This is a genomic window from Ruegeria sp. P8, from assembly GCF_056534665.1.
On sequence record NZ_JBQERC010000001.1, the window covers coordinates 628,283 to 653,136 of the forward strand.

General features: G+C 60.6%; 24 protein-coding genes. 16 read left to right on the forward strand and 8 right to left on the reverse strand.

Annotated elements, in window-relative coordinates; genetic code table 11:
* Positions 1–45: 45 nt before the first annotated feature.
* Positions 46–1,785, reverse strand: a complete 1,740-nt coding sequence (locus ACR0BZ_RS03145; RefSeq protein WP_480919428.1) for a serine protease — start codon at positions 1,783–1,785, stop codon at positions 46–48.
* Between the two features lie 207 nt (positions 1,786–1,992).
* On the opposite strand from ACR0BZ_RS03145, the gene ACR0BZ_RS03150 reads away from it, so the two are divergent.
* Positions 1,993–2,925 carry a glycine--tRNA ligase subunit alpha gene (locus tag ACR0BZ_RS03150; RefSeq protein WP_267363360.1) on the forward strand — a complete coding sequence of 311 codons (933 nt, stop codon included), beginning with the start codon at positions 1,993–1,995 and terminating at the stop codon, positions 2,923–2,925.
* Positions 2,926–2,930: 5 nt separating this feature from the next.
* Here the strand turns inward: ACR0BZ_RS03150 and ACR0BZ_RS03155 are convergent, their stop codons facing one another.
* Positions 2,931–3,563 (reverse strand): MarC family protein, encoded by a 633-nt coding sequence (locus ACR0BZ_RS03155; protein ID WP_267363361.1) that lies wholly within the window; start codon positions 3,561–3,563, stop codon positions 2,931–2,933.
* Between the two features lie 78 nt (positions 3,564–3,641).
* Here ACR0BZ_RS03155 and ACR0BZ_RS03160 point away from each other — a divergent pair, with 78 nt between their 5' ends.
* The 9 genes from ACR0BZ_RS03160 to glmM all read left to right on the forward strand — a co-directional run bounded on the left by ACR0BZ_RS03160 (position 3,642) and on the right by glmM (position 15,923).
* Complete coding sequence (locus ACR0BZ_RS03160) at positions 3,642–4,163, forward strand: DUF6446 family protein (RefSeq protein WP_480919429.1); 522 nt, start codon at positions 3,642–3,644, stop codon at positions 4,161–4,163.
* Complete coding sequence (gltS, locus tag ACR0BZ_RS03165; protein ID WP_480919430.1) at positions 4,139–5,386, forward strand: sodium/glutamate symporter; 1,248 nt, start codon at positions 4,139–4,141, stop codon at positions 5,384–5,386. Before ACR0BZ_RS03160 ends, gltS begins: the two co-directional genes overlap by 25 nt.
* A gap of 9 nt (positions 5,387–5,395) precedes the next feature.
* Positions 5,396–7,624: a glycine--tRNA ligase subunit beta gene (gene glyS / locus ACR0BZ_RS03170; RefSeq protein WP_480919431.1), complete on the forward strand. Its 2,229-nt coding sequence runs from the start codon at positions 5,396–5,398 to the stop codon at positions 7,622–7,624.
* An 89-nt stretch (positions 7,625–7,713) separates the two neighbouring features.
* Positions 7,714–10,254 (forward strand): putative PEP-binding protein, encoded by a 2,541-nt coding sequence (locus tag ACR0BZ_RS03175; RefSeq protein ID WP_480773612.1) that lies wholly within the window; start codon positions 7,714–7,716, stop codon positions 10,252–10,254.
* 187 nt (positions 10,255–10,441) lie between these two features.
* Entirely contained in the window at positions 10,442–11,083 is a 642-nt protein-coding gene (locus ACR0BZ_RS03180; protein WP_480919432.1) for a cell wall hydrolase, read from the forward strand.
* 73 nt (positions 11,084–11,156) lie between these two features.
* Positions 11,157–12,530: a multicopper oxidase family protein gene (locus tag ACR0BZ_RS03185; RefSeq protein WP_480919433.1), complete on the forward strand. Its 1,374-nt coding sequence runs from the start codon at positions 11,157–11,159 to the stop codon at positions 12,528–12,530.
* A gap of 100 nt (positions 12,531–12,630) precedes the next feature.
* Complete coding sequence (locus ACR0BZ_RS03190; RefSeq protein ID WP_480919434.1) at positions 12,631–13,551, forward strand: dihydroneopterin aldolase; 921 nt, start codon at positions 12,631–12,633, stop codon at positions 13,549–13,551.
* The gene (gene folP / locus ACR0BZ_RS03195) at positions 13,548–14,546 is read left to right on the forward strand and encodes a dihydropteroate synthase (RefSeq protein WP_480913959.1); all 999 of its coding nucleotides are present in this window, start codon (positions 13,548–13,550) and stop codon (positions 14,544–14,546) included. The genes ACR0BZ_RS03190 and folP overlap by 4 nt, the downstream gene beginning before the upstream one ends.
* A gap of 33 nt (positions 14,547–14,579) precedes the next feature.
* Positions 14,580–15,923 carry a phosphoglucosamine mutase gene (gene glmM, locus ACR0BZ_RS03200; RefSeq protein WP_480919435.1) on the forward strand — a complete coding sequence of 448 codons (1,344 nt, stop codon included), beginning with the start codon at positions 14,580–14,582 and terminating at the stop codon, positions 15,921–15,923.
* Here glmM and ACR0BZ_RS03205 read toward each other — a convergent pair.
* The gene (locus ACR0BZ_RS03205) at positions 15,920–16,822 is read right to left on the reverse strand and encodes a DMT family transporter (RefSeq protein WP_480919436.1); all 903 of its coding nucleotides are present in this window, start codon (positions 16,820–16,822) and stop codon (positions 15,920–15,922) included. The genes glmM and ACR0BZ_RS03205 overlap by 4 nt on opposite strands.
* 78 nt (positions 16,823–16,900) lie before the next feature.
* On the opposite strand from ACR0BZ_RS03205, the gene ACR0BZ_RS03210 reads away from it, so the two are divergent.
* On the forward strand, positions 16,901–17,212 hold the full coding sequence (locus ACR0BZ_RS03210; protein WP_480476548.1) for an ArsR/SmtB family transcription factor: 312 nt from the start codon (positions 16,901–16,903) through the stop codon (positions 17,210–17,212).
* The gene (locus ACR0BZ_RS03215) at positions 17,209–17,658 is read left to right on the forward strand and encodes an SRPBCC domain-containing protein (protein WP_480919437.1); all 450 of its coding nucleotides are present in this window, start codon (positions 17,209–17,211) and stop codon (positions 17,656–17,658) included. The genes ACR0BZ_RS03210 and ACR0BZ_RS03215 overlap by 4 nt, the downstream gene beginning before the upstream one ends.
* Positions 17,659–17,710: 52 nt before the next feature.
* Here ACR0BZ_RS03215 and ilvC read toward each other — a convergent pair whose 3' ends face one another.
* Positions 17,711–18,733 (reverse strand): ketol-acid reductoisomerase, encoded by a 1,023-nt coding sequence (gene ilvC / locus ACR0BZ_RS03220; protein WP_267363386.1) that lies wholly within the window; start codon positions 18,731–18,733, stop codon positions 17,711–17,713.
* Between the two features lie 131 nt (positions 18,734–18,864).
* Between ilvC and ACR0BZ_RS03225 the strand changes: the two genes are divergently transcribed.
* On the forward strand, positions 18,865–19,320 hold the full coding sequence (locus ACR0BZ_RS03225; protein ID WP_480476554.1) for an Lrp/AsnC family transcriptional regulator: 456 nt from the start codon (positions 18,865–18,867) through the stop codon (positions 19,318–19,320).
* Positions 19,317–19,775, forward strand: coding sequence for an Lrp/AsnC family transcriptional regulator (locus ACR0BZ_RS03230; RefSeq protein ID WP_209504239.1), 459 nt, complete (start codon positions 19,317–19,319; stop codon positions 19,773–19,775). Before ACR0BZ_RS03225 ends, ACR0BZ_RS03230 begins: the two co-directional genes overlap by 4 nt.
* A 6-nt stretch (positions 19,776–19,781) precedes the next feature.
* On the opposite strand, the gene ACR0BZ_RS03235 is transcribed toward ACR0BZ_RS03230, so the two are convergent.
* A complete protein-coding gene (locus tag ACR0BZ_RS03235; protein ID WP_480919438.1) occupies positions 19,782–20,483 on the reverse strand; it encodes a GntR family transcriptional regulator in 702 nt (233 codons plus the stop codon).
* Between the two features lie 230 nt (positions 20,484–20,713).
* Between ACR0BZ_RS03235 and ACR0BZ_RS03240 the strand changes: the two genes are divergently transcribed.
* Positions 20,714–21,841, forward strand: coding sequence for an aminotransferase class V-fold PLP-dependent enzyme (locus tag ACR0BZ_RS03240; protein WP_480831836.1), 1,128 nt, complete (start codon positions 20,714–20,716; stop codon positions 21,839–21,841).
* Between the two features lie 12 nt (positions 21,842–21,853).
* Here the strand turns inward: ACR0BZ_RS03240 and ACR0BZ_RS03245 are convergent, their stop codons facing one another.
* The 3 genes from ACR0BZ_RS03245 to ACR0BZ_RS03255 form a co-directional block, all read right to left on the reverse strand.
* Positions 21,854–23,050: a UbiH/UbiF family hydroxylase gene (locus ACR0BZ_RS03245; protein WP_480537594.1), complete on the reverse strand. Its 1,197-nt coding sequence runs from the start codon at positions 23,048–23,050 to the stop codon at positions 21,854–21,856.
* A gap of 74 nt (positions 23,051–23,124) precedes the next feature.
* On the reverse strand, positions 23,125–23,373 hold the full coding sequence (locus ACR0BZ_RS03250; protein WP_209504235.1) for a hypothetical protein: 249 nt from the start codon (positions 23,371–23,373) through the stop codon (positions 23,125–23,127).
* A gap of 86 nt (positions 23,374–23,459) precedes the next feature.
* On the reverse strand, positions 23,460–24,104 hold the full coding sequence (locus ACR0BZ_RS03255) for a pyrimidine 5'-nucleotidase (protein WP_480476564.1): 645 nt from the start codon (positions 24,102–24,104) through the stop codon (positions 23,460–23,462).
* Positions 24,105–24,204: 100 nt separating this feature from the next.
* Here ACR0BZ_RS03255 and ACR0BZ_RS03260 point away from each other — a divergent pair, with 100 nt between their 5' ends.
* Entirely contained in the window at positions 24,205–24,852 is a 648-nt protein-coding gene (locus tag ACR0BZ_RS03260) for a GntR family transcriptional regulator (RefSeq protein WP_267363400.1), read from the forward strand.
* Positions 24,853–24,854: the final 2 nt, after the last annotated feature.

Consider the following 24,854-nt stretch of genomic DNA (forward strand, 5'->3'; position numbering starts at 1 on the left):
CGGCGCTTTGATGTTTCAATGTCTGGTTTCAATGTCTGCGCGGGCTTAGTCCCAGCAGTGCACCAGAACCGTCATTCCGGTCGCGCGCCGGTTCAGCTCGTTAGGGGAAATCCGGGTGGTTTCCTCGCTTGACTGACCGGAAACGCCGGCTTTCGTCAGGATTTCTGTCAACCGCTCGACCGTTGCCGCAAGGCTGACCGATGCGGGCAGGGTGCGCCCCTCGGACGGTGTGGGCAGCAGCATACCAACCACGTTGCCGCTGTCGTTGAAGACCGGCCCGCCCGCATCGCCGGGCTGTGCGTTCAGCGCCAGCCGTTTGACACTTGTCTCGCCGTTCAGGCCGCGGATATCCGCGATTTGGCCGTAGGTCAGCGTCGGTGCGCCCAAAGCCCCCTGATAGGAAAAGCCGGATACGGCCACTTCGGACTGGATGCGCGGCTGGGTGGTACTGAAAGCAGCAACACTCATCGGTGCAAGGGCTTTTGCAGGGCGCAGGACCGAAACACCAAGCTCCGGGTCGGTCAGCGCCAGCTGAACCTCCTGATCCCCCTCCAGGGTGATCCGGGTGCAGCTTTCGGCGGCTTCAGATACCGTCAGAACCGTACCGTCCGCGCCAGCGAAAAAGCCCGACCGCGACAACCGGGGCTTGCGGATCTGAAGACCCGAGACCAGATCGATGCGCTGTTCCGCATCCGCACCGGCGGCGGCATCCAGAACCGCGTCGGTTGTGCTCAGGCTGGTCGCCATCGCAGCCAGAACACGCAGGCGGCGCGCCTCGTCCCCTTCGGGCCAGACCAGCGTAAAGCCCTTGATTTTCCCATCGGCCAGCCGCGCCTGCGTGAATGACACGATCCCATTGCCGCGCCCTTCAAGGGTGAACTGGTCGCGGCCCAGCTCGCGCGGGCCGTTCAACGGTACAATCTCAAGCGACTGCATCACCTCGTAAAGGGCGCGCAACGTGTTCTTGTTACCCTCCTGACTGATCAAAAGGGCCTGGGCGTTCATATCCGAGGCGCTTTTGAAATGTACGAACGGAGCTTCATAGCGGTCAAAGCTGACTGTACCCAACGGCATATCCAGCGCAATTCCGGCCGCGTCGTCGGAATACCGGTCCATCCCGGCCGAGATCAGCGGCGCGTTGTATTCATCCATCAGGGCCTTGCGCTGCACCGTGGTCAGAACGCCCGTCGCCTCATAGCCGTTGAACCGCTGCCAATCGCCCATCGACCGGCGGGTTCCCTGACCGAAAGCGCCATCGATGGTCGAATTATAGAAACCCGCCGCCTGAAGGGCCGTTTGCAGGTCTTTCCGTTCCTGCGCGGTCAAAAGACGCTCGGATTGCAGCGCTTGTGCGCGGGTTTCATCCGAAACCTGTGGGGTCGTAACCGCCACGGGTTCTTCCGCCTGTGCTGCCGGTTCCGTCGGCGCGCTTACGACGTCGCGGTTTACCGCGTTTTCGCCGACGGGCCAGAATTGCTGCCCCAACGCGCTTGAAAACGCGACAAAGCTGTCACGCGGGATCTGTCCCTCAGCCCGGTATACGCGCAAAACCTGCTCGGCATCGCCGCGCGAATAGGGGCCAATGACGATGGCATACCAGCCACTGTTCAGCCGAAACCCGTTCACATCGGGCAGGGTGCTGGCATAGGCTTGCGCCCGGTCCTGCGCTTCGCGCAGCGACGGCTGCGCCTCGACCTGAACCCAGACGCCGGGGTCTTGTTGTGCGGTCGCGGCGCGCAGGCCGACCAGAAGAAACAAAAGAATTGCTGAAAATACGCGTGTCATTGTCTGCCCGTGTTATGCGGTGTTTGTACTGAGGTGCAGAATACGCGATTTCATTTGCCAAATACCATGCTGAGAATGCGGGGAATTTGTGGTGTGGCCGCGCAGATACAGCCACAGCCCAAAGCCCCGTTGACGCCCCTCGGCCCCTTGCATAGGAAGGGCCAAACCGACCGGAACCGGGCGCACGGGGCGCCCAGAGGGAATGTCATGACCGAACCGACCAGCGCACCGCGTTCATTTCAGGAAATCATCCTCAGGCTTCAGTCCTACTGGGCCTCGAAAGGCTGTGCGATTCTGCAACCCTATGACATGGAGGTCGGGGCAGGGACGTTCCATCCCGCAACCACCTTGCGGGCGCTGGGATCCAAGGCATGGGCCGCAGCCTATGTTCAGCCGTCGCGCCGTCCCACGGATGGGCGTTATGGCGAAAACCCGAACCGGCTTCAGCATTACTACCAGTATCAGGTGCTGATCAAACCCAGCCCTCCGGATTTGCAGGAGCTGTATCTGGGCAGCCTTCAGGCCATTGGCATCGACATGGATCTGCATGATATCCGCTTTGTCGAAGACGACTGGGAAAGCCCCACACTGGGCGCATGGGGGCTTGGCTGGGAAGTCTGGTGTGACGGAATGGAAGTCAGCCAGTTCACCTATTTCCAGCAGGTCGGCGGCCATGACTGCACGCCTGTCTCGGGCGAGCTGACTTATGGGCTCGAGCGTCTGGCCATGTATGTGCTGGGCATCGACCACGTGATGGACATGCCGTTCAACGATCCGCAATCGCCCAGCCCACTGAAATACGGCGATATCTTCAAGCAGACGGAAGAGGAATACGCCCGCTGGAACTTTGACGTGGCCAATACCGAGGTTCTGTTGCGCCATTTCGAAGAGGCCGAGGCTGAATGCGCCACTATCCTGGCGCAGGCGCATGACGATCCGAAAACCGGCAAGCGCATCATCATGGCGCACCCGGCTTATGACCAATGCATCAAGGCGTCACACATCTTCAACCTGCTGGATGCGCGGGGCGTGATCTCGGTCACCGAACGGCAGGCCTATATCGGGCGCGTGCGGGCGCTGGCCAAGCAATGCGCGGATGCCTTTGTGCAGACCGAGGCCGCCGGGTTCAGCGCCGGATGAGGCGATCAGGCCAGCCCCGGCAACAGGGCTTTCAGGCCGTCCGCAATCATGCTGACGGCGATAGCCGCAAGAATCATCCCCATAAAGCGGCTCATGATCACGCGCGCGGTGTCGGACAGGCGTTGGGCCAGCCAGGCCGCGTTCCAGAACGTGATCAGAAGCAGGCCAACAACGGCAAGGAATACGCCTGCATAAACAAAGGCTTCTATAGGCTTCTTGATCTGGTGTGCATACAGGATCAGCGTGGTGATGGTGCCGGGGCCGACCAGAATGGGAAAGGCCAGCGGATAAAAGGCGACGGTGTCGGGTTCGGGGTAAGCGTCCTTTTCCCCCTTCGTCCCGTGATGAGAGGTGCTTTCGTGTCCGTTCAGCATGTTCAGACCGATCATCATGACAACCAGACCACCGGCGACGCGCAGATGATTGACGCTGATGCCAAAAAGGCCAAGCGCCTGACTGCCGACCAAGGCAAAGGCACCGCCAAGGATCAGGCAGTAGATCACGGTTTTGACCGCAATCTTGCGCTGTTCGGCGGCAGACAGGTCCTGAGTGACGCTCAGAAACACCGGCAGGTTGGTGACCGGGTTCATGATCGCAAACAATGCGCCGAAAAATCCGACGGCAAGGGTGGATTCCATCGCGTTGACCTCGTTTCTGCCTGTTCCCCGATGAAACCTGTCCTATTTTACAAGAACTTGAAAGAGGCGGCCTGAAAGATGACGGGAAAACTGCTGGCAATTCTTCTGCTGCTGTCGGCCATCGTGGCAGGCCTCGGCATGTATTATCTACAGGTCTACGGCTATTATTATGAGGTCGAACCGCAACCGGGGCAGGACGTTGCCCTGATGACGGATGCAGGCGGTGTGCCGGAACCCATCGCCTATTCCGGGTTTCAGGCAATCGACGCCGACAGTTCGCCTATTCGGTATCGCGCCTGTTTCGAGACCGAATTGTCGCCGGACCAGATGGCTGGATACGTGCCTGTCGAAAACTCCAAACCCCTGACCGCACCGGGATGGTTTGAATGCTACGATGCGGTGTCTTTGGCGGAAGCGCTTGAATCCGGGCAGGCGCGGGCGTTCATGGGGGTGAAGAACATCCATTTCGGCGTCGACCGGATCGTGGCGATCACCGCGGATGGCAAGGGCTATGTCTGGCATGCGTTGAACAATTGCGGTGAAAAAGCCTATGACGGTACCGCCGTGGGCGAGGAATGTCCGCCGCGCCCGGAAAACTGAAGGAGCAGACCTTGGGCCATGTCATAGAAATCCCCGATTTCCTGACGGCCACTCTGGGGTTTGCGGTCTTTCTTATCGGGGCCGAGATCAATGCCCGTGTGGCAACCCTGCGCAATTTCAACATCCCGGAACCCGTGACAGGGGGCCTGCTGGCTTCGCTGGTTGTTCTGACGCTCTATTTGGTATTCGGGATTGAACTGTCCTTTGGCCTGACGGCCCGCGATTTCCTGCTGGTCCTGTTTTTTGCCGGGATCGGCCTGAATGCCCGCCTGTCTGACCTCATTGCGGGCGGTAAGCCGTTAATCTTGCTTTTGATTCTCACACTGGCGACGATTGTCTTTCAGAATGTGATTGGTGCCGCTGGGGCGGCGATCTTCGGCTATCCCGCACAGGCCGGTGTGTTGTTCGGATCGGCCGCTCTGATCGGTGGGCACGGTACGGCAATCGCATGGGCGCCGGACGTGGCGCAGGCAACGGGGTTAGACGGCGCGACCGAACTGGGTGTGGCCGTCGCCACCCTTGGATTGGTGCTTGCCGCGCTAGTTGGCGGCCCGATTGCGCGCCTGCTGGTCGAGCGGCGCGGCCTGAAGCCTGACCGCCCTGACGAAGAACCCAGCGTCGGATTGCCCGATGAGCATGACGGGCACACCACAAGCATCGATCATCTGACCGTCATGCGCGTCCTGCTGCACCTGAACCTGGCGATCATCTTGGGATATGCACTGAATGAATCAATTGCTGCCGCCGGGCTGAAACTGCCGCTGTTCGTGCCTTGCCTGATCATGGGCATCGTGATCGCCAATCTGCGGGACGCGCTGTTTCCCGGCGCTCCGAAAGTGTCGCGCACACCATCGCTGGCGCTGATTTCGGAATTTGTGCTGGGCGCGTTTCTGGCAATGTCGCTGATGAGCCTGCAACTCTGGACCATTGCGCAGCTTGGCATGGCCATTGCCGTGATCATGACAGCGCAGACGGTGTTCGCGGTGCTGTTCGTCCTCTGGGTGCTGTTCCCGGTCATGGGGTCCAACTATCGCGCGGCTGTACTGGCCGCCGGATTTGGCGGCTTTGCGTTGGGGGCCACACCCACCGCTATCGCAAATATGACAGCCGTGACCAAGCGATATGGCCCATCGCCTATTGCCTTTATCGTGCTGCCCCTTGTATCCGCCTTCTTTGTGGATATCGCCAATGCCATCGTCATTCAGACGATCGTCAATTTCTAAGGACCGACAATGCCCGACCTGCTGATCGAACTGTTCTCCGAAGAGATCCCCGCACGGATGCAAGCCCGTGCCGGCGAGGATCTGAAAAAGCGGATTACCGATGGTCTGGTCGAGGCCGGTCTGACCTATGCAAACGCAGCCGCCCTGACCACGCCCCGCCGCCTGACGCTAGCGGTCGAGGGGCTGCTGGCGAAAAGCCCCACCATCCGGGAAGAACGCAAGGGTCCAAAGGTCGGCGCGCCTGATAAAGCAATCGAAGGGTTCCTGCGCGGCGCGGGCCTGACCCGTGATCAGCTGGAAGAACGCGAAACGCCCAAGGGGGCCATCTATTTCGCCACCATCGAAAAGGCCGGTCGCCCCGCGGCTGAGATCATTGCCGAAGTGCTCGAAACCACCATCCGCAATTTCCCTTGGCCTAAGTCCATGCGCTGGGGCAGTGGCAGCTTGCGCTGGGTGCGTCCGCTGCATTCGATCCTGTGCATTCTGACGGATGAGGCCGGGGCGCAGGTCGTGCCAATGGATGTCGATGGCATTTCGTCCGGCGACACCACAGCAGGACACCGCTTCATGGCGCCCAGCCGCTTTTCGGTCACGTCCTTCGACGATTACGCGGCCAAGCTGAAGCGGGCTTTCGTGGTTCTTTCCCCCGAGGAACGCGCCCAGCACATCTGGAACGACGCCCAGAACATGGCCTTTGCCGCCGGTCTTGAACTGGTCGAAGATCAGGGCCTGCTGGCCGAGGTCGCCGGGCTGGTCGAATGGCCGGTCGTCCTGATGGGGCAGATTGACGACGAATTCCTCGACCTGCCGCCCGAGGTGCTGCAAACCTCGATGAAAGAACACCAAAAGTTCTTCTCGGTCCGCAATCCCAAAACGGGCCGGATTGAACGGTTCGTCACCGTTTCGAACCGCGAAACCGCGGACAATGGCGCGACCATTCTGGCGGGCAATCAGAAAGTGCTGTCGGCCCGTCTGGCCGACGCCAAATTCTTTTGGGAAAATGACCTGCGCATCGCCAAATCGGACATTGCACAGTGGACCCGCGCGCTGGAAAACGTCACCTTCCACAACAAACTGGGAACGCAGGCCGACCGGATCGGGCGCATCGCCGCGCTGGCCCGCGAACTGGCCCCAGTGACCGGAGCCGATGCTGATCAGGCTGAAAAATCCGCGCGCCTGGCCAAGGCCGACCTCAGCTCGGAAATGGTCTACGAATTCCCCGAACTCCAGGGCCTTATGGGGCGGTATTACATCGAAGCGGCAGGCGAAGATGCCGCCGTGGCCGCTGTCGCGCAAGAGCACTACTCGCCTTTGGGGCCGTCGGATGATGTGCCCACGGCTCCGCTGTCGGTGACCGTTGCATTGGCCGACAAGCTGGACACGCTGGCGGGGTTCTGGGCGATTGATGAAAAGCCTACCGGCTCAAAAGACCCGTTTGCCCTGCGCCGTGCGGCGCTGGGGGTTATCCGGTTGATTTTGGAGAACAATGTTCGAATTGGCTTGGATAACCTGTTTGCAAAGAGGATTGTGCTGTTTTTTGCAAACAAAGACATATCTCGCTTGTTAGAGAAAACTCACCAAATAAAGACTTCCCTGTCTGAAGCGAAAAAAGAAACTCTAGGCGATGAAGTTGCTAACTTGGTTCAGCAGAGTCTTAAAGAAGAGTTGAGAGACGAGGCGAGAGGCAAAGTACTCTATGCAAAGTATCTGGGCTACGAATTGCTTGCCTTCTTCCATGACCGTCTAAAGGTCTTCCTACGTGAAGAGGGCATTCGCCATGATGTGATCGACGCTTGCATAGAGTTGGAGCAAGATGACGACCTCAACCTGCTGGTCAAACGCGCCCGTGCGCTGAACGCGGTGATCGCGACCGAGGATGGCGAGAACCTCGTGCAGGGCTTCAAGCGCGCCAACAACATCCTGACCCAGGCCGAAGAAAAGGACGGGGTGGAATATTCCTACGGTGCGGATGTGAAATTCGCCGAGACCGACAGCGAAAAGGCATTGTTTGCCGCTTTGGATTCAGCACAGGCGCAAATCGAACCCGCGCTGAAATCCGAAGATTTCCCCACGGCCATGGCCGCCATGGCCGGGCTGCGCGGGCCGGTGGACGCGTTCTTTGAGGATGTGCAGGTCAACACCGACAATGACATTGTTCGCCGCAACCGGCTGAACCTGCTCAGCCAGATCCGGCAGATCTGCTCCAGCGTGGCCGATCTGACCCGGATCGAAGGGTAAACGACCGGGCGCGCTGGCAGGCGCGCCCACAACGCACTTGCGTGAAGGGCGCAAGCGCTTATGCTGCACGCAAACCAAAAGGTGCTGCAGTGCAGAATAATCCGAATACGACGCTCATTACATCCGACGCGCCTGTCACCGCCCATAGGCATGGCGGGCGGGCCAAATGTCTGCAACGTCTGGTCCGGCTGGACCTGCCGGTGCCCCGAACCGTTGCGTTGTCATTTGATGCCGTTCACCAGATCGCAGAAGGGACAACCCCGGATATTGCGGCGATCCTCGAACAGTTCGATCCGACCTCGTTGCTATGCGTCCGGCCCAGTTCCGAAGACCCCGATTGGGGTGGTCCCGGCGCGGTTCTCAATATCGGAATGAACGATGCCCGTTATGTCGACCTGTCCGACACCATGGGGGCCGAGGCCGCCGCAGCCCTGTATCTGAGGTTCGTTCAAAGCTATGCGATCCACGTGGCGCGGCTGGATGCGGATGTGTTTGATGACATTGACGCTGATGGCCGCGAGGGGCTGCGCCATTCGCTGCGCGCCTACGAGGATGAAACCGACGAGGTCTTTCCGCAGGACAGGGGCGAACAGCTGATCGGCGTTTTGCGCTCAATGGCACGTGCATGGGACGGGACGTCCGCGCGCTTGCTGCGGCAGGCCAAGGGGGCACCCGCTGACGCCGGGCTTGGGTTGGTCATTCAAGAGATGATCCCCGGAGTAGGGAAAGGGGAGTGCGGATCGGGCGTTCTGCAACTGGTTGATTCCACAACCGGAATGCCACAGATCACCGGTCGCTACCTCAGCCAGAGCCAGGGGCGCGATGCACTGGGCAAAGATGTGGCCGCCCTGTTTCTGGAAAAAGACCCGCGCGGCCCCTCGCTGGAAGAGGTCGCGCCCAATGCTTTTGCCGATGTCAAAACGCATGCTGCCCTGATGCGCGAGAAACTGCGCGAAGAGATGCAGGTCGAATTCGTCATTCAGGACGGCACTGTGCATATTCTGGATGGCGTCCGGGTGCAGCGATCGGCTCGCGCGGCCATGCGCATTGCCGTACGTCTTGCCGAAGACGGTATCATACCGCCGCAAGAGGCGGTGATGCGTGTCGACCCGCACGCGCTGAACGAACTTCTGCACCGTCAGGTCCACCCTGATGCGCGCCGTGACGTGCTGACCACGGCCATTGGTGCCAGCCCCGGTGCCTCGACCGGCAAGATCGTGTTCACCTCGGCCGAAGCACAGGCCAGTGCCGCCCGTGGCGAGGCGTGTGTTCTGGTGCGCCGGGAAACCTCGCCCGAGGATGTGCGCGGGATGCACGCTGCTGTTGCGGTTCTGACGGAAAAGGGCGGCATGACCAGCCACGCGGCCGTGATCGGGCGCGGATTGGGCCTGCCCTGTATCGTCGGGGCCTCGGAAATGCGGTTTCAGACGAAAGACAAGATGCTGACCGCACCGGATGGGCGGGTATTTAAAACCGGCGATATTGTCACCATTGACGGCAGCTCGGGTCAGGTTCTGGCCGGTCAGCCCGCCATGCTCGAGGCCGCGTTGGATGACTGTTTCCAGACGCTGATGGGCTGGGCCGATGCCGAGCGTGACATCGACATCCGCGCCAATGCCGACACACCGGCTGATGCGCAGACGGCCCGGAACTTTCAGGCTCAGGGGATCGGTCTGTGCCGGACCGAACATATGTTCTTTGATCCCGGCCGTCTGATCGTGATGCGCGAAATGATCTTTGCGCAAACCTCGGCGGGCAGGGCGGCAGTGCTGGAACGCCTGCTTCCGATGCAGCGCGAGGATTTTGTTCAGCTGTTCAGGATCATGGAAGGCCAGCCTGTCTGCATCCGCCTGTTCGATCCACCCTTGCATGAATTCCTGCCGACAACGCGCACCGGGCAACGGGAACTGGCCGAGGCACTGGACCTGCCCGTGTCCGACGTCGAACGCCGGGTTGAGGCGATGACCGAATACAACCCCATGCTGGGACTGCGCGGCGTTCGTCTGGGTGTCACCGTGCCCGAGATCTACGACATGCAGGCGCGTGCGATTTTCGAAGCCACACTTGAAGCCCGAAAAAACGGTGCCCCGGTGGTGCCCGAAGTGATGATCCCGCTGGTTTCCGCCAAGCGCGAGGTTGAACTGGTCAAATCCCGCATCGACTCGGTCGCCGCCGCCGTTGAATCGGAACGGGGGCAGAAGTTCGAATATCGGCTGGGCGTCATGGTCGAAACACCACGCGCCTGTCTGCGCGCGGAAGAGATCGCGCCGCAGACCGCCTTCATGAGTTTTGGTACAAACGACCTGACGCAGATGACCTACGGCCTGTCCCGCGACGATGCCGGTCGTTTCATGTCCGCTTACGTGCGGCAGGGGGTCTTTACCGAAGATCCGTTCCACGTCCTTGATCCGGACGGGGTGGGTGAGTTGCTGAAACTCGGGGCGGAACGCGGACGTGCCGCGAAGCCGGATGTGACCCTTTCGGTCTGTGGCGAACACGGTGGAAACCCCGAATCAATCGCCATCTGTCGCGATCTTGGATTCGACTATGTGTCATGCTCACCGTTCCGGGTTCCGGTCGCTCGGCTGGCTGCCGCTCAACTGGCGATTTCCTCCAGACTTGGGGGTTGACACTGCGCTGAACCCCAAGGAATAGTGGGTTATCCGGTCACTCGTAGGCGAAAAATATTTTCGCTACGGGCAATTTTCCACTTGCTTTTTTCAAGATACTGGACCTTTGCCTCAGTCTGGGGTATCAGCCTCGTCGCGCCCGCCGGGGGAGGGTATGGCGCGTGATGTGCCTGTGCGAGGTTATCTGATGCTACGTTACATATTGGCTGTTGCCGCAGTGGCGGCAACCGTGCTGCCGAGTGCGTCCTTCGCCGAGAAGGAAGCGACTGATACTGCAAAACAAGAACTTGTCGCCCGCAGCGAGCTGCCAGCGCAAAGTTTTCGGGACTATTTCAAGCTGTTCCAGCCCCGCAAGGCGGTTGAACCTGTCGAAGTGTCCTTCTCCAAAGACTGGCTTGACCAGCAACCAAAGGCCACGGGCGGTGAAAACTGGGAATGCCTGTCCGAAGCCCTGTACTTCGAGGCGCGCGGCGAAAGCGTGCGCGGCCAGTTCGCGGTTGCCGAGGTGATCCTGAACCGGGTCAAAAGCAGCCGTTTCCCGGATTCCCTGTGCGGGGTGATCCATCAGGGGACCGGCAAGAAATACCAGTGCCAGTTCACATACACCTGCGATGGCCGCAAGGAAGTCATCCACGAGAAAAAGGCGTATGAGCGTGTGGCGAAAGTCGCGCGGGCTGCCATTGATGGCGTGGCGGATGAGTTGACCGAAGGGGCAACACATTATCACACGACGTCGGTTCGCCCATCCTGGTCGCGGGTCTACAAACAGACGGCGAAAATCGGCGTGCATGTTTTTTACCGCCACAACTACCGGACAGCGAGCAACTGATTGACGCACCCGCGCTGGAAGCTTGCTGGCGTGGGGCAGGTTGCATCCTATATTGCGGGCCAGGAGGCCCGTGATGATTTTGAACCGCAGACACCTTTTGCAAACGGCTGCAGCAGCATTGCTGATGCCGCGTGTGGCCAGCGCGGGTTTTGCACCGCTTAATGCGCGTGTAGCCAAACACCCGATCGCGCCGGCAAGTTATCCTGAAACGGAAGTCTGGACATATGACGGGTCTGTCCCCGGCGTTGAACTGCGCGTCAGGCAGGGCGACCGCATCCAGCGCACCCTGATGAACCAGCTTCCGCAGGCCACGTCTGTCCATTGGCACGGCATTCGCATCGAAAACGCCATGGATGGCGTACCCGGCCTGACACAGGACGCGGTCGAGATGGGCGCAAGCTTTGATTACTCTTTCTCCGTTCCCGATGCAGGGACCTATTGGTACCATGCGCATAACCAGTCGATGGAACAGGTTGCGCGCGGGCTTTACGGGCCGCTGATCGTCGAAGACACCGTGGCCCCCGATGTGGATCAGGATCTGGTGCTGATGCTGGACGACTGGCGGCTTGATCCGGAAACCGCCCAGATCACGGATGATTTCGACAATGGCCATGACCTCAGCCATGCTGGTCGGCTGGGGAATATCATCACTGTCAACGGATCCCTTGACCCGCGCGTTCAGGCGCGACGGAACGACCGTCTCCGGCTGCGCCTGATCAACGCCTCCAATGCGCGGATTTTCGACCTGGATCTCGACGGGTTGTCGGGTTGGATCGTCGCCCTTGACGGTATGCCACTGGAAACGCCGATCCCAATGTCGGGGGCTTTCCCAATCGCCCCGGCACAACGCATCGATCTGGTTGTGGATGTCGTGGCTGCGGGCGATACGGCAAGTCTGGTGAGTGTTGAACGCGACGGTGCCTTTGGCATCGTTCGGTTCGATGTCGACGAACCTCTCGCACCCGCGCCACGACAAGGCGTGGCAGCGTTGCCGCCCAACCCTTTGCCAGTCATCGAGGATGTCTCATCCGCACCATTGCACCGGATGTCCCTGCAAGGCGGGGCGATGCGCTGGCTGGACAACGCCCGGATCGGGGACACTGAATTGTCAGGCCAGGAATTGGCGCAGTTGGGCCGGTTCTGGGCCCTGAATGGTTATGCGGAACGCCCGTCCGACCCGTTTCTGGACGCCCGGACCGGGGGTCTTCACAGGATCGAGTTCGTCAATGAAACAGTCTTTCCACATGCCATGCATTTGCACGGTCACCACTTCCGACTGATCCAGCCGGACGGATCGCTTGGCCCTTGGCGCGACACTGTTTTGGTTGATCGCGGACAAACCCGCCAGATCGCGCTGGTCACGGATAATCCGGGGGACTGGCTGTTGCATTGCCATATGCTGGGACATGCCGCTTCGGGTATGATGAGCTGGTTTCGCGTCACATGACGCCGCATTCGGCGGTTGGAATGGCGTTTGTTTGAATGTTATAGGCCCTTGCAACGCCTATAGTGGGCAAGCCCTGCAACAAGCCGAAAAGGCCGGACCCATGAGTTCTGAAATCCGACTGGCATTTGCGCACCCGTCCGAACGGTCCGAGGCGACCTCGCCCCGAGGGCCGCTGGACCGCATTTCTCTGCGCGACCATATTGTCGAGGTTGAAATCGGTGCGTTTCAGGCCGAGCGGGGAACAACCCAGCGGATCTGTTTCAACATCGTGGTCGAAGTCCGGTCTCTGACCGACCCGATTGACGACGATGTGGATCGCATCCTGTCTTATGACCGGGTAACGGAATCCATTGCCTATGAACTCGCGGCCGAGCGTCTGAACCTGCTTGAAACCCTGGCCGAGCGTGTGGCCGAACGTATCTTGCATGAACCTCAGGCTGTAAGAGTCTTTGTTCGCATCGAAAAACTGGATCGCGGTCCGGGCGCTCTTGGGGTCGAGATCGTGCGCGGGAAAGACTCGGTTCATCACGATGTGACCGAGGAAGACCGCCCGCATCCCCGTCTGGTCTACCTGTCGAATGACGCCATCGCCTCGGACAATCTGACCGGGTGGATCGACCAGTTGCAGAACCGCCAACGCCCGCTGATCCTGTGTGTGGGGGCGTCAGACCTGGCTGCGCCGCAAACCGGCCACGCAATGACACAGCGCCGGATTGACCTGCTTGCGATCGAGCAAAACGCGTGGGTTCTGGCCGCACGCGATCACCGCTGCAAGGTGGTTTCAACCCGGACGGAACTGGACTGGGCCATGAAGAACGGCCAGATCTGTGTCTGGGCCCCGTCCAAGATCGTTCTGGACGCGGTGGATGGTCCTTCTGCCGCGCCATCCGACGCCGTGGCTTTGGCCGCATGGTTTGCCGCGACCTTTGAAGCCAGTGAAATGATGGTCATCGGCGGCGAATTGCCGAAAGCGCCCAAAACCCCGCTGCGGGCTGTGGCCGTGGATCAGGCCCAATTGTGAGCATCTATTTCAGACCGCTGGTTCAGCACGGCCAGATCCGGCCCGCTGGTGCGTATTCTCTGGCCGGTCAATCCCTGTGGTTTACCCATGTCGAGGCGCTTGGGCGCGATACCGCTCCGCAGATCATGGCGGCATCGGACATTCCCAGTGGGACGTTGGAGCGCTTGACCGGCCCGCGCGCACCCATCGCCGGGCTGGATATGCAGGTGCCGCATATCATGGGCATTCTCAACACCACGCCTGACAGTTTCTCGGACGGGGGCGTTCACAGCTCGGTCGAGGCCGCCCGCGATGCCGCCGCCCGGATGGTGGCGCATGGGGCCACCATTCTGGATGTCGGCGGGGAATCAACGCGCCCGGGTGCAGATTTCATTCCGGCAGATCAGGAAATTGCCCGCACCCGCCCGGTGATCGAGGCGATTCGCGCGCAAACGGATGCCCTGATTTCAATCGACACCCGCAAAGCCAGCGTCGCCAAAGCGGCGTGTGCGGCGGGCGCAGGGCTGGTCAACGATGTCTCGGGGTTCACGTTCGATCCCGAACTGGCACCGTTTTGCGCCGCCAAGGGCACACCGGTCTGCGTCATGCATATGCAAGGCGATCCGGCCACGATGCAGGAAAACCCCAGCTACGACAACGTGTTGCTGGATGTTTACGACTTCCTCGAACCCCAGATCGCTCTGCTGGAGAACCTGGGACTTCGGCGCGATCTGATCATCGTCGATCCGGGCATCGGTTTCGGCAAGACCGAAGACCATAACCTGACCTTGCTGCGCAATCTCAGCCTGTTTCACGGGCTTGGCTGCCCGATCCTGCTGGGCGTGTCCCGCAAGGGCTTTATCGGAACAATTGGACGGGAACCGGACAAGACTGCCCGCGCTCCGGGTTCAATTGCCGTGGCTTTGGCCGGATTGTCCCAGGGCGTGCAGATCATTCGCGTTCACGACGTCGCCGAGACTGCTCAGGCCTTGCGCCTATGGGCTGCTGTCCGGTAATCCGGTCTCACGGAAAATCACGGAGTGACACCAATGCGCAAGCTGTTCGGAACCGACGGGGTGCGGGGCACGGCCAACACGCATCCGATGACGGCGGAAATGGCGTTGCGCATCGGGGCTGCGGTGGGGCGCTATTTCCGGCGCGATGCGACCGGTGTGCACCGGGTCGTCATCGGCAAGGACACGCGCCTGTCCGGCTATATGCTGGAAAACGCGCTGACCGCCGGTTTGACCTCAACAGGAATGAATGTGCTGTTGCTGGGGCCGGTCCCCACGCCTGCGGTGGGTCTGATGACGCGCTCGATGCGGGCCGATCTGGGTGTCATGATCTCGGCCAGCCACAACCCGGCAGAGGACAACGGTATCAAGTTCTTTGGCCCCGACGGCTATAAACTGTCCGATCAGGCCGAGATAGACATCGAAAAGCTGATCGACGAAGGTGTCCGGCCTGCTCAGGCCCAGAACATCGGACGGGCGCGTCGTGTTGATGACGCCCGGTTCAGATACGGCGAGCGTGTGAAATCCTCGCTGCCGCGCGATGTGCGTCTGGATGGCCTCAAGGTGGTGATCGACTGTGCCAATGGCGCCGCCCACCGCACCGCGCCCGAGGTTCTTTGGGAACTGGGCGCAGACGTGATCCCGGTTGGCATTGCGCCCAACGGAAAGAACATCAACCTCAACTGCGGATCGACCAAGCCGCAGCTGGCCGCCGAAACCGTCGTGGCGCATGGCGCTGACGTTGGTGTCTGTCTGGACGGCGACGCGGATCGGGTCGTTATCGTCGACGAAACCGGTCAGGTCGCCGATGGCGATCAGCTTATGGCATTGCTGGCGACGGCCTGGAAAAAATCTGGGCAGTTGAAAGGCAATGCTCTAGTGGCCACCGTGATGTCCAATCTGGGGCTTGAACGGCACCTGTCGTCACACGGAATGCGGCTGGAACGCACAGCCGTCGGCGACCGCTATGTGGTCGAACGTATGCGCGAAGGTGGCTTCAACCTGGGCGGTGAACAATCCGGTCATATCGTGATGAGCGATTATGCCACCACCGGCGATGGCCTGATGGCCGGTCTGCATTTTCTGGCCGAGATGGTTCTGTCCGGTCGCAAAGCCTCGGACTTGTCCAAGCAATTCGAAACCGTGCCGCAGCTGCTGAAGAACGTCCGCTATGCCAACGGTCAAACTCCGCTTGAAGTTCAAAGCGTTAAAGCTGCCATTGCCGATGCCGAGGCGCGGCTGAACGGGCAGGGCCGGTTGCTGATCCGCAAATCCGGCACCGAGCCGCTGATCCGCGTTATGGCCGAATGCGAGGATGACGCGCTGCTGTTACAGGTCGTCGACAGTATCGTGGCCGAGGTCGAAGCCGCCGCAGGCTAGCGCCCGAACAGAACCCTGCGCAGGCTGAACCACTGGCTGATGGCCATGCCCGTCAGGATCAGGGCCAGGGCGACGTAGAATCGCAGGGGCAGGGCCTCGGACAGGATCCAGGCCCCGAACACCATCGACCAGATCGGCACCTGATAATTCACCAGCGTCAAAAACACCGACCCGGCGCTGCGGGTGATCGAAACCCGCAGCAAATTGGCGAATGCTGTGGGGATCAGGCCAAGCACGATCAGGGCCAGCGATGGGCGGTAGCCCTGCCATGTGGGGATGCCTTCGACCAGCAGCATGATGGGCACCAGCAGAACAGCGCCGACCAGCAGGGTCAGCGCAGCCAGCGCCAGCGGCTCGACCGGCGGGCAGCGCCGTGTCAGGATCGATGTCGAGGCATAGCAGAGGGCAGCCGAGACACAGGCCAGCTGCGCCAGCGGCTCGGTCCCCTGGCCCAGCTTTGCCAGACCGGGTCCGATCAGGACCAATGCGCCGGAAAACCCAAGGCACACGCCCAGAAACCGACGCAGGTTCAGCGGCTCATCGGAAAAGAAATGCGCCAGCGGCAGCACCATCAGCGGAATTGCGGCCATGGACAGCCCTGCAAAGGCCGAGGGTACATATTGCTGCCCCCAGCTGAGCAGCATGAAAGGCACCGCAGTCGACAACACGCCAATCAGCAGGATTGATGTTGTCAGCGCGGGTGTCAAAACCGGCATACGGCGCCCGGTGATCCGCATCAGGACAAGCAATGTCACCGCACCCAAAGTGGTGCGCGATGTCGCCACGGTAATCGGGCCATAGCCTTCCAATGCCATCGCGACGACCATGAATGTGCCGCCCCAAATAAGCCCCAGCGTGAAAACGCCGCTCCAGTCCTGCTTCGTGGGTTGTTCAACCATTCCATCCCCTTATCCCGCGTGCGCGCCGGTGTCACGGGCTGATCTTGACTTTATGTTAGTTTCCACTTACCGTAAGCAATGACTTACGATATGACATTTTCAGCTTTGGGCGATGCGACCCGCAGGCAGGTGTTCGAAGCCGTCGCCAGCCAGCCTCAGGCAGTGGGCGAACTTGCGTCAAAGCTGCCGGTAAGCCGACCGGCCGTCTCACAACATCTCAAGGTGCTGTCTGATGCTGGGCTGGTGACATGCCACGCGAAAGGGACGCGCCGGATCTATGCGGTGCGCCCCGAGGGGCTGGCAGAGCTGCGCAGATGGCTCGACCGTTACTGGAGCGACGTGATGAACAGCTTTGCAGATGAGGTGAACAGAGCGGGAGAGAGGCCATGACAGACCCGATTGTCAAAACGATTGTCGTAAGTGCCTCAGCTGCGCGTGCTTTCGACATCTTCGTCAACCGCATCGGTACATGGTGGCCGCTGGACAGCCACGCGGTGTCCGCATCGCAGGGACAACCGGCAAGGGACGTGGTAATTGAACCCCGGATCGGTGGCGCGGTCTATGAGGTCATGTTCGACGGAACCCGTGCCGACTGGGGTGAAGTGCTGGCGATCGAGCCCGGCCGATCCGTGGCATTCACCTGGCATCCGGGCACCAACAGCGGGTCTCCTACGCGCGTCGATGTGCGTTTTGAGGATTGCGGTTCGGGGAAGGCCAAAGTCACCTTGACGCATTCCGGCTGGGACGTCTGGGCAGATGAAGCGCCCCAAAAGCGCGGCGGCTACGATACGGGATGGGATTTCGTGCTGGGCGAATGTTTTGCCAATGCAGTCTGAAAATGAAAAAGGGCGACCGCCTGGGCCGCCCTTTGCCTGACATCGGTCAGACTTAGTTCTTTTCTTTGTCGACCATCTTGCCGGCCGAGATCCACGGCATCATGCCGCGCAGCTTGGCGCCGGTCTCTTCGATCATATGCTCGTCATTGGCGCGGCGCGACGCTTTGATGGTCGGCTGGCCAACGGCGTTTTCCAGCATGAAGTCACGGACGAATTTGCCCTGCTGGATGTCGTCCAGAACCGCTTTCATGCGGGCCTTGGTCTCGTCGTATTTCAGGATGCGCGGACCGGTGACATACTGGCCATACTCAGCCGTGTTCGAGATCGAGTAATCCATGTTGGCAATGCCGCCTTCATAGATCAGGTCGACGATCAGCTTCACCTCATGCAGACACTCGAAATAGGCCATCTCGGGTGCGTAACCGGCCTCGACCAGAGTTTCAAAGCCGCAGCGGATCAGTTCGACCAGACCACCGCACAGAACGGCCTGTTCGCCGAACAGGTCGGTTTCGCATTCTTCGCGGAAGTTGGTCTCGATGATGCCCGAGCGGCCGCCACCGATGGCCGAGCAGTAGGACAGGCCGATTTCCAGCGCCTTGCCGGTTGCATCGTTGTGAACCGCGACCAGGCAGGGCACGCCGCCGCCTTTGGTGTATTCGCCGCGCACGGTGTGGCCAGGGCCTTTGGGGGCCATCATGATGACGTCAACGCCGTCTTTCGGCTCGATCAGCCCGAAATGGACGTTCAGACCGTGGGCAAACGCGATGGCGGCACCGGGCTTGATGTTGTCATGGACGTATTTCTTGTAGGTCTCGGCCTGCAATTCGTCGGGCATGGTGAACATGATGACGTCGCACCAGGCAGCCGCCTCGGCGATGCCCATCACTGCCAGACCTTCCGCTTCGGCTTTCTTGGCCGAGGGCGAGCCTTCGCGCAGGGCGATGACCAGGTTTTTGGCGCCCGAGTCGCGCAGGTTCAGCGCATGGGCGTGGCCCTGGCTGCCATAGCCCAGGATAGCCACTTTCTTGTCTTTGATCAGGTTGATGTCGCAATCGCGATCGTAATAGACGCGCATTTTGCCGGTCCTTTCTGGTTTGGTTGGGGCGGTTCTACCTGCCGCGCGTCGGATTGGCGATAGGGTTGGGCTTGAGTATTTGTAAAAAAGATGAAGAATAATTCTTGAAAACGGAAAATACTGAAAAAATCATGCTTGATGATATCGACCGGCGCATTTTGCGTCACTTTCAGGCGAACCCCAGCCTGACCACCGCGGAACTTGCCGATCTGTGCCGGATCAGCGCAGGTGTTTGTTGGCGCAGGCTGGAAAAGATGCAGGCAGCCGGGATCATCGAAGGGCAGGAGGCGGTGATCGACTGGGCCGCGATGGGCTATGCTGTCGAGGTCTCGCTTCGGATCACCCTGGACAAGACACAGGCCCGCGCCTTTGACGAGTTTATGGAAGAGGCCCGCAACGTGGCCGAGGTGATCGAAATCCAGACATTTCTGGGCCGGGTGGATGTCCGCCTGTCGGTAATTGCGCGGGATATGAAGCACTATCAGCAGCTTTATCGGGACCGGATCCTGACCCTGCCGCATATCGCCGATATCGAAGCGCTGATGCATATCGCGCGGGTCAAGCGGGACGAGGTGTTGCCGGTATGATCGAGCTGGATGAGATTGACCGCCGTCTGCTGCGTGCGTTGCAACAGGACGCCACCCAAAGCGCAGGTGCCCTGGGTCGGAGGTTCAACCTGTCTCAGCCCGCCACCTGGCGGCGTATCCGCAGGTTGGAGGACGCCGGGATCATCAAGGGCCGGCGGCTGCGTCTGAATGCCGAGGCGCTGGGATTCGGTGTGACCGTGTTTCTGGGGGTCAAGCTGGCGCGCAAGGGACAGATCAGCCTTGAGGATTTCGAACGCGCGGTCAGCGCCATCCCCGAAGTGCAGACCGTCGAGCATGTTCTGGGATTGTACGATTACCGCTTGCGCGTTGTGGCGCGGGACCTGTCCGATTTCGAACGCGTGTTGCGGCGCCGGATCATGACGTTGCCCGGCGCTGGCGATGTCGAGGCGAACGTCCTGCTGAGCGAGGAACGGCTGCCCGGACCGATTGGATGACCTGCCTTAGTATCTGGTGCGGATGTAATACCCGGGATGATGGGTCAGGCGGGCAAACGTGATCGGTTTGTCTTCTTTCCAGGTGGTACGCTCCATCTGGATCATCGACGCGCCCGCCGTGGTGCCCATGAATTCCGCCAGCCTTGCGTCAGCGGAAATAGCGCAGAACGCGACCTCGGCATCGTTGAACGGAGCGGCATTCAGCAGCCACTCATGCGGTCCTTGCTGGGTCAGGTCGGCGTTTTCCACATCGGGGACGGTTTCGATATTGATCCAGCGCTCTTCAAGTTGGAACGGGCGGTTGTCCGCGTAATGCATACAGACGACATGCAGAACCCGCGTCTCGGCGGGGACATCAAGCTGAGAGGACAGCCAGCGGGGGCAGGGCTCGACAGTCCGTTCCACCAGCGCATAGCGATAGGCGGCATTCTGGCTTTCGACCATCTGTCTCGCCAGTGAGAATTCCAGCTTGGCGTGTTTGCTGGGCTCTTTCTTGACCCGCGTCCCGCTTTTGCGCTTGCGTTCGATGAAACCCTGATCGGCCAGTTCCCTGAGGGCACGGTTCACCGTCGCGCGGGCGCAATTGAATTCTTCGGCCAGTTGCGTTTCGGTCGGCAGTAATGATCCCTGAGGCCACACGCGGCTTTCAATACGTCGTTTTACTTCATCTCGAACGGACTGGAAGTTAATACGCTTTTGTATCGTCACAGGAAAAATATCCCTTCAAGTAAAAAGTGTGCGCATCTGTTCAGAAGCAAGCAGAAGTGTAAAGGGGAAGTGACACTGGTTGGCGTCATTTTCTTGTGTTCCCAGTGTTATACAGCACCGAATGGGTCGATTTTACCCGCATTCCGTCGCGTCACTTTTTGTCGCGAAATGGCTTTACTGGCCAAGGTAAAGAGACCAAGACTGCACTGACGATATTGAAAGGACGCCATATGCCTGCCTTGCTGAAGAACGTTGACCCGAACGGGCTCGAAGAATTCTCGGTCGTATTCACCGATCGCTCGCTGAACCACATGTCCCAAAAGTTTCAGGGGGTAATGCGCGACATCTCGGCCATGCTGAAAGAGGTGTACAAGGCAGACGGGGTGGCCATCATTCCGGGCGGCGGTACCTATGCGATGGAGGCGGTTGCCCGGCAATTCGCGCGCGGGGCGGATGTTCTTGTGGTCCGGAACGGGTGGTTTTCGTACCGCTGGAGCCAGATCATCGAAAGCGGCGCCCTGACCAGCTCGACCACCGTGATGAAGGCGCGCGAGACCGGAAATGCCAGCCCGTCCCCCTTTGCGCCCGCACCGATTGACGAAGTCGTCGCAACGATTCGCGAACAGAAACCCGGCGTTGTGTTCGCACCGCATGTTGAAACGGCGGCGGGTGTCATCCTGCCGGATGACTATGTGACCGCCCTGGCCAGCGCGGCGCATGAGGTGGGTGCATTGATGGTGCTGGATTGCATCGCATCCGGGTGTGCCTGGGTGGATATGAAAGCCACCGGCGTCGACGTCCTGATCTCGGCCCCGCAAAAGGGCTGGAGCGCATCGCCTTGCGCCGGTCTGGTCATGCTGTCCGAACGGGGCGAGGCGCGTCTGGAACAGACGAGCTCGGACAGTTTCGCCATCGACCTGAAGAAGTGGCGCCAGATCATGCAGGCCTATGAAAACGGTGGTCACGCCTATCACGCCACAATGCCCACCGATGCGCTGCTGGCTTTCCGCGATACCATGGCAGAAACCAGGGGGTACGGGTTCGAAAAGCTGCGCAAGGCGCAATGGGCATTGGGCGACGGCGTGCGGGCGATGTTGAAGGAGTATGGTATTGTCTCGGTGGCTGCTGACGGTTTCGGCGCGCCCGGCGTTGTGGTCAGCTACACCTCGGACCCCGAAATCCAGAACGGCAAGAAATTTGCCGCTCTGGGGATGCAGATCGCGGCCGGGGTGCCGCTGCAATGTGACGAACCCGAAGGCTTCAGCACCTTCCGTCTGGGCCTGTTCGGATTGGACAAGCTTTATGATGTGGACGCCACCATCGCGCGCCTGAAGCGTGTGCTGGATCAGGTTCTGTAAACGGGCCGGGCCTTAGCGAACGCCAAGGCCCATCTGCATCAGCGTCTTGCGCACAGGCGGCAGGGAATACAGCGCGCTCAGCCCCATTGCGCGCGCATCCCGCAGCGGGCGCGCCTCGATCATCGAGGCGCGGTTCAGCAGATCAATCCCTTTGACCCGCATCTCGATCTCGGTGTGGCGCGCCTTGTGATAGGCGTCCAGCATCTGCGCGTCGCCCAGATCTTCGGGCCGGGACTGCGCCAGATCCAGCAGGCAGCGCAGATCGCCCAATGACATGTTCAGCCCCTGCGCGCCGATCGGTGGCACCACATGCGCGGCCTCGGCCATCAGGGCAATGCGCTCACCCGCCAGCCGTTCCGCGGACTGGCTGATGATCGGCCAGATCGTCCGGCGCGATGCCAGCCTCAAGGGGCCAAACAGGCCACAGGACCGTTCCGTCATCGCAGCCTCAAACGCTTCGGCATCAAGGGTCAACAGGTCAACGGCATTCGGCCCGCGTTCCATCCAGACAATGGCGGACGAGGGCTGCCCCTGCCAATCGGGCAGCGGAACCAGCGTGAACGGCCCGCCAGACCTGTGTATCTCGGTCGAGACATTCTCGTGCGGAATAGGATGCGTCACCGCAAACGCCAGCGCTTTCTGCCCATACCGTGTTGTATGCACTTTGATACCGGCGGCCTCGCGCATGGGAGAGTTGCGCCCATCTGCGGCCAGCACCAGCTTGCAGCGGATGCGGCTGCCGTCGCTCAGGCCAACGCGGGCTTCGGCAGTGCGGGTGAACAGGCTGACGGTCCCGGTGCCGGGGCGGAAATCGACATTCGGCAGCTCTGCCAGCCGCGCGACCATCTCCCGGCGCAACAGCCAGTTGGGCAGGTTCCAGCCAAACGGTTGCTCGGAAATGTCAGCGGCGTTGAAATCGCGTATGACGCGGGGTTCGGGCACGTCCCCGCCGGCATCGACAATACGCATGATCTGCAAGGGGGCCGCATGTGCATCCAGCCGTGCCCACAGGCCGCATTGCTCCAGCAGGCCGCGCGCAGGTTGCAGAAAGGCGGTGGTGCGCAGGTCGGACCCGTCCACATCCCGTTCGGTGATCGGTGGCGCGGGATCTACGCACACCACGTCAAACCCGGCGGTTCCAAACGCCGCCGCTGCGGTCAGACCGGCGATTCCACCGCCGGAAATCAGGATGTCACAACGGTCAGTCATGGCGCCTCTCATCAGTTCGGGCAGACCCTAGTTCGGTTCCACTCCCTGTGCCAAGTGACATCCTGTCCCGTATCTCAGCCGCGTGAGATCAGGATCAGGACCAGGAACATCACCGGCACCATCATCAGGGCAGGGATGTAAAGGCCGGGAAGACCAAACACCATGGCCGAACAGCCCCACATGCTGAGGACCGCGCCGACGGTATAATACAGGTCCTCCGCCTTGGCGTTGGCGGCGTCGCGGGCCAGCCACCCGAAAACCGGAATTGCAAAGAATAGGCGCTGCCAAACCGGCAGGCGTCCGGGCATCTCGATCGCACTCATGGGGCTCTCCGTTCTGTTCGTCGCTCCAGCGCATATAGGGCTGCGCATGCGGGTGCAGAACGTACGGATCGTCGCAGTGTGACAGGCTACCGCAGGCGGGCCAGAAATGCGGTCAGATCATCCGTGTGATGGTGGATGTGATCGGCCTCATGCGGGTCCGGGGCGACATGAACCGTGCGCATTCCCATCTCATGCGGGGCGGCCAGATTACGCGGGTCATCCTCGAACATGGCGGCCTTGTCAGCCTGAATGCCATCCTGTGCAAAGATGGCTTCAAAGGCGGCTTTCTCGGGCTTTGGCCGATACCCGGCATGTTCGACGCCATAGATTGCATCAAACAGCCCCGAAAGCCCGCGCGCCTGCAAAACCCGCTCGGCGTAGGGTGCGCTGCCATTGGTGTAGACGATGCGCCGTCCGGGCAGGGCGCGAATGTGATCGGCCAGCTCTGCATCCGGGTCCATATGGCTCATGTCCACCTGATGCACCGCGTGCAGATAGGGCTCGGGGTCCAGATCATGTTCGGCCATCAACCCGGCCAGCGTAGTGCCGTATTGGCGCCAGTACTGCCCGCGCAGCCTGTCGGCCTCGGCCCGGTCCACGCCGATGGCCTGCACCACGTAATCCGTCATCAGAACTTCGATCTGATCGAACAGCTGCATATGCGGCGGATAGAGGGTGTTATCCAGATCGAATACCCATTGCGTGACATGACTGAAGGACGGTTTGACCATGGCTTGGGTTTAGGGCGCGGGCGGGGTGTTTTCAATGCCGTACTTGATTGACGCCCCCAGAGACGGATAGACATGTCCGAACGAGGAGACAGAATACCCCATGAGCCAGACCCGATCCCCCACCAAGGATGCCTATAGCCTGATACTCGAAGCCATTGATGTCGGCGTCTACAAGCCCGGCGATCGTCTGGTGGAAAGCGAGCTGGCAGAACGGTTCGGGGTGTCGCGCACCCCGATCCGCGAAGCGTTGCAACGCCTGGAAACCCAGTCTCTGCTGGAACGGGACGGTCGGTCACTGATCGTGGCGTCGCTGGACCACAACCAGATGGCCGAGCTTTATATCGTGCGGCGCGAACTGGAAGGGCTCGCCGCGCGGCTGGCTGCCAAACACGCCACCGAAGAAGAGATCAGGGTTCTTCAGGACATGGTTCTCGAAGATGACAAGCTGGTGGGCGATCCGATGGCGCTGTCACGTGCCAATCGGCGCTTTCACGAACAGATCCATCTGGCCTCGCACAACCGCTACCTTGTCCAACAGCTTGATCTGGTGCACCGGACTATGGCCTTGATGGCGACCACGTCGCTGGCCGTGCAGGGGCGCGGAGAAATTGCCCAGAGCGAACATAAAGGCATCGTCGAAGCCATTGCCGCGCGCGATGAAGAGGCGGCGGGGCGGGCGCTCAAGGACCATATCTCGATCGCATTCATGACGCGCCTGAAGCAGGACGCAAGCCGCCGCGACAAGTGATT

Coding starts and splice junctions, on each gene's coding strand:
- ACR0BZ_RS03240 (WP_480831836.1), top strand. CDS start 20,714: ATGCCTGCCTTGCTGAAGAACGTTGACCCGAACGGGCTCGAAGAATTC.
- ACR0BZ_RS03210 (WP_480476548.1), top strand. CDS start 16,901: ATGACTTACGATATGACATTTTCAGCTTTGGGCGATGCGACCCGCAGG.
- ACR0BZ_RS03255 (WP_480476564.1), bottom strand. CDS start 24,104: ATGGTCAAACCGTCCTTCAGTCATGTCACGCAATGGGTATTCGATCTG.
- ACR0BZ_RS03230 (WP_209504239.1), top strand. CDS start 19,317: ATGATCGAGCTGGATGAGATTGACCGCCGTCTGCTGCGTGCGTTGCAA.
- ACR0BZ_RS03260 (WP_267363400.1), top strand. CDS start 24,205: ATGAGCCAGACCCGATCCCCCACCAAGGATGCCTATAGCCTGATACTC.
- ACR0BZ_RS03160 (WP_480919429.1), top strand. CDS start 3,642: ATGACGGGAAAACTGCTGGCAATTCTTCTGCTGCTGTCGGCCATCGTG.
- ACR0BZ_RS03225 (WP_480476554.1), top strand. CDS start 18,865: ATGCTTGATGATATCGACCGGCGCATTTTGCGTCACTTTCAGGCGAAC.
- ACR0BZ_RS03245 (WP_480537594.1), bottom strand. CDS start 23,050: ATGACTGACCGTTGTGACATCCTGATTTCCGGCGGTGGAATCGCCGGT.
- ACR0BZ_RS03250 (WP_209504235.1), bottom strand. CDS start 23,373: ATGAGTGCGATCGAGATGCCCGGACGCCTGCCGGTTTGGCAGCGCCTA.
- ACR0BZ_RS03190 (WP_480919434.1), top strand. CDS start 12,631: ATGAGTTCTGAAATCCGACTGGCATTTGCGCACCCGTCCGAACGGTCC.
- ACR0BZ_RS03205 (WP_480919436.1), bottom strand. CDS start 16,822: ATGGTTGAACAACCCACGAAGCAGGACTGGAGCGGCGTTTTCACGCTG.
- ACR0BZ_RS03145 (WP_480919428.1), bottom strand. CDS start 1,785: ATGACACGCGTATTTTCAGCAATTCTTTTGTTTCTTCTGGTCGGCCTG.
- ilvC (WP_267363386.1), bottom strand. CDS start 18,733: ATGCGCGTCTATTACGATCGCGATTGCGACATCAACCTGATCAAAGAC.
- ACR0BZ_RS03180 (WP_480919432.1), top strand. CDS start 10,442: ATGCTACGTTACATATTGGCTGTTGCCGCAGTGGCGGCAACCGTGCTG.
- ACR0BZ_RS03150 (WP_267363360.1), top strand. CDS start 1,993: ATGACCGAACCGACCAGCGCACCGCGTTCATTTCAGGAAATCATCCTC.
- gltS (WP_480919430.1), top strand. CDS start 4,139: ATGTCCGCCGCGCCCGGAAAACTGAAGGAGCAGACCTTGGGCCATGTC.
- ACR0BZ_RS03185 (WP_480919433.1), top strand. CDS start 11,157: ATGATTTTGAACCGCAGACACCTTTTGCAAACGGCTGCAGCAGCATTG.
- ACR0BZ_RS03155 (WP_267363361.1), bottom strand. CDS start 3,563: ATGGAATCCACCCTTGCCGTCGGATTTTTCGGCGCATTGTTTGCGATC.
- ACR0BZ_RS03215 (WP_480919437.1), top strand. CDS start 17,209: ATGACAGACCCGATTGTCAAAACGATTGTCGTAAGTGCCTCAGCTGCG.
- glyS (WP_480919431.1), top strand. CDS start 5,396: ATGCCCGACCTGCTGATCGAACTGTTCTCCGAAGAGATCCCCGCACGG.
- glmM (WP_480919435.1), top strand. CDS start 14,580: ATGCGCAAGCTGTTCGGAACCGACGGGGTGCGGGGCACGGCCAACACG.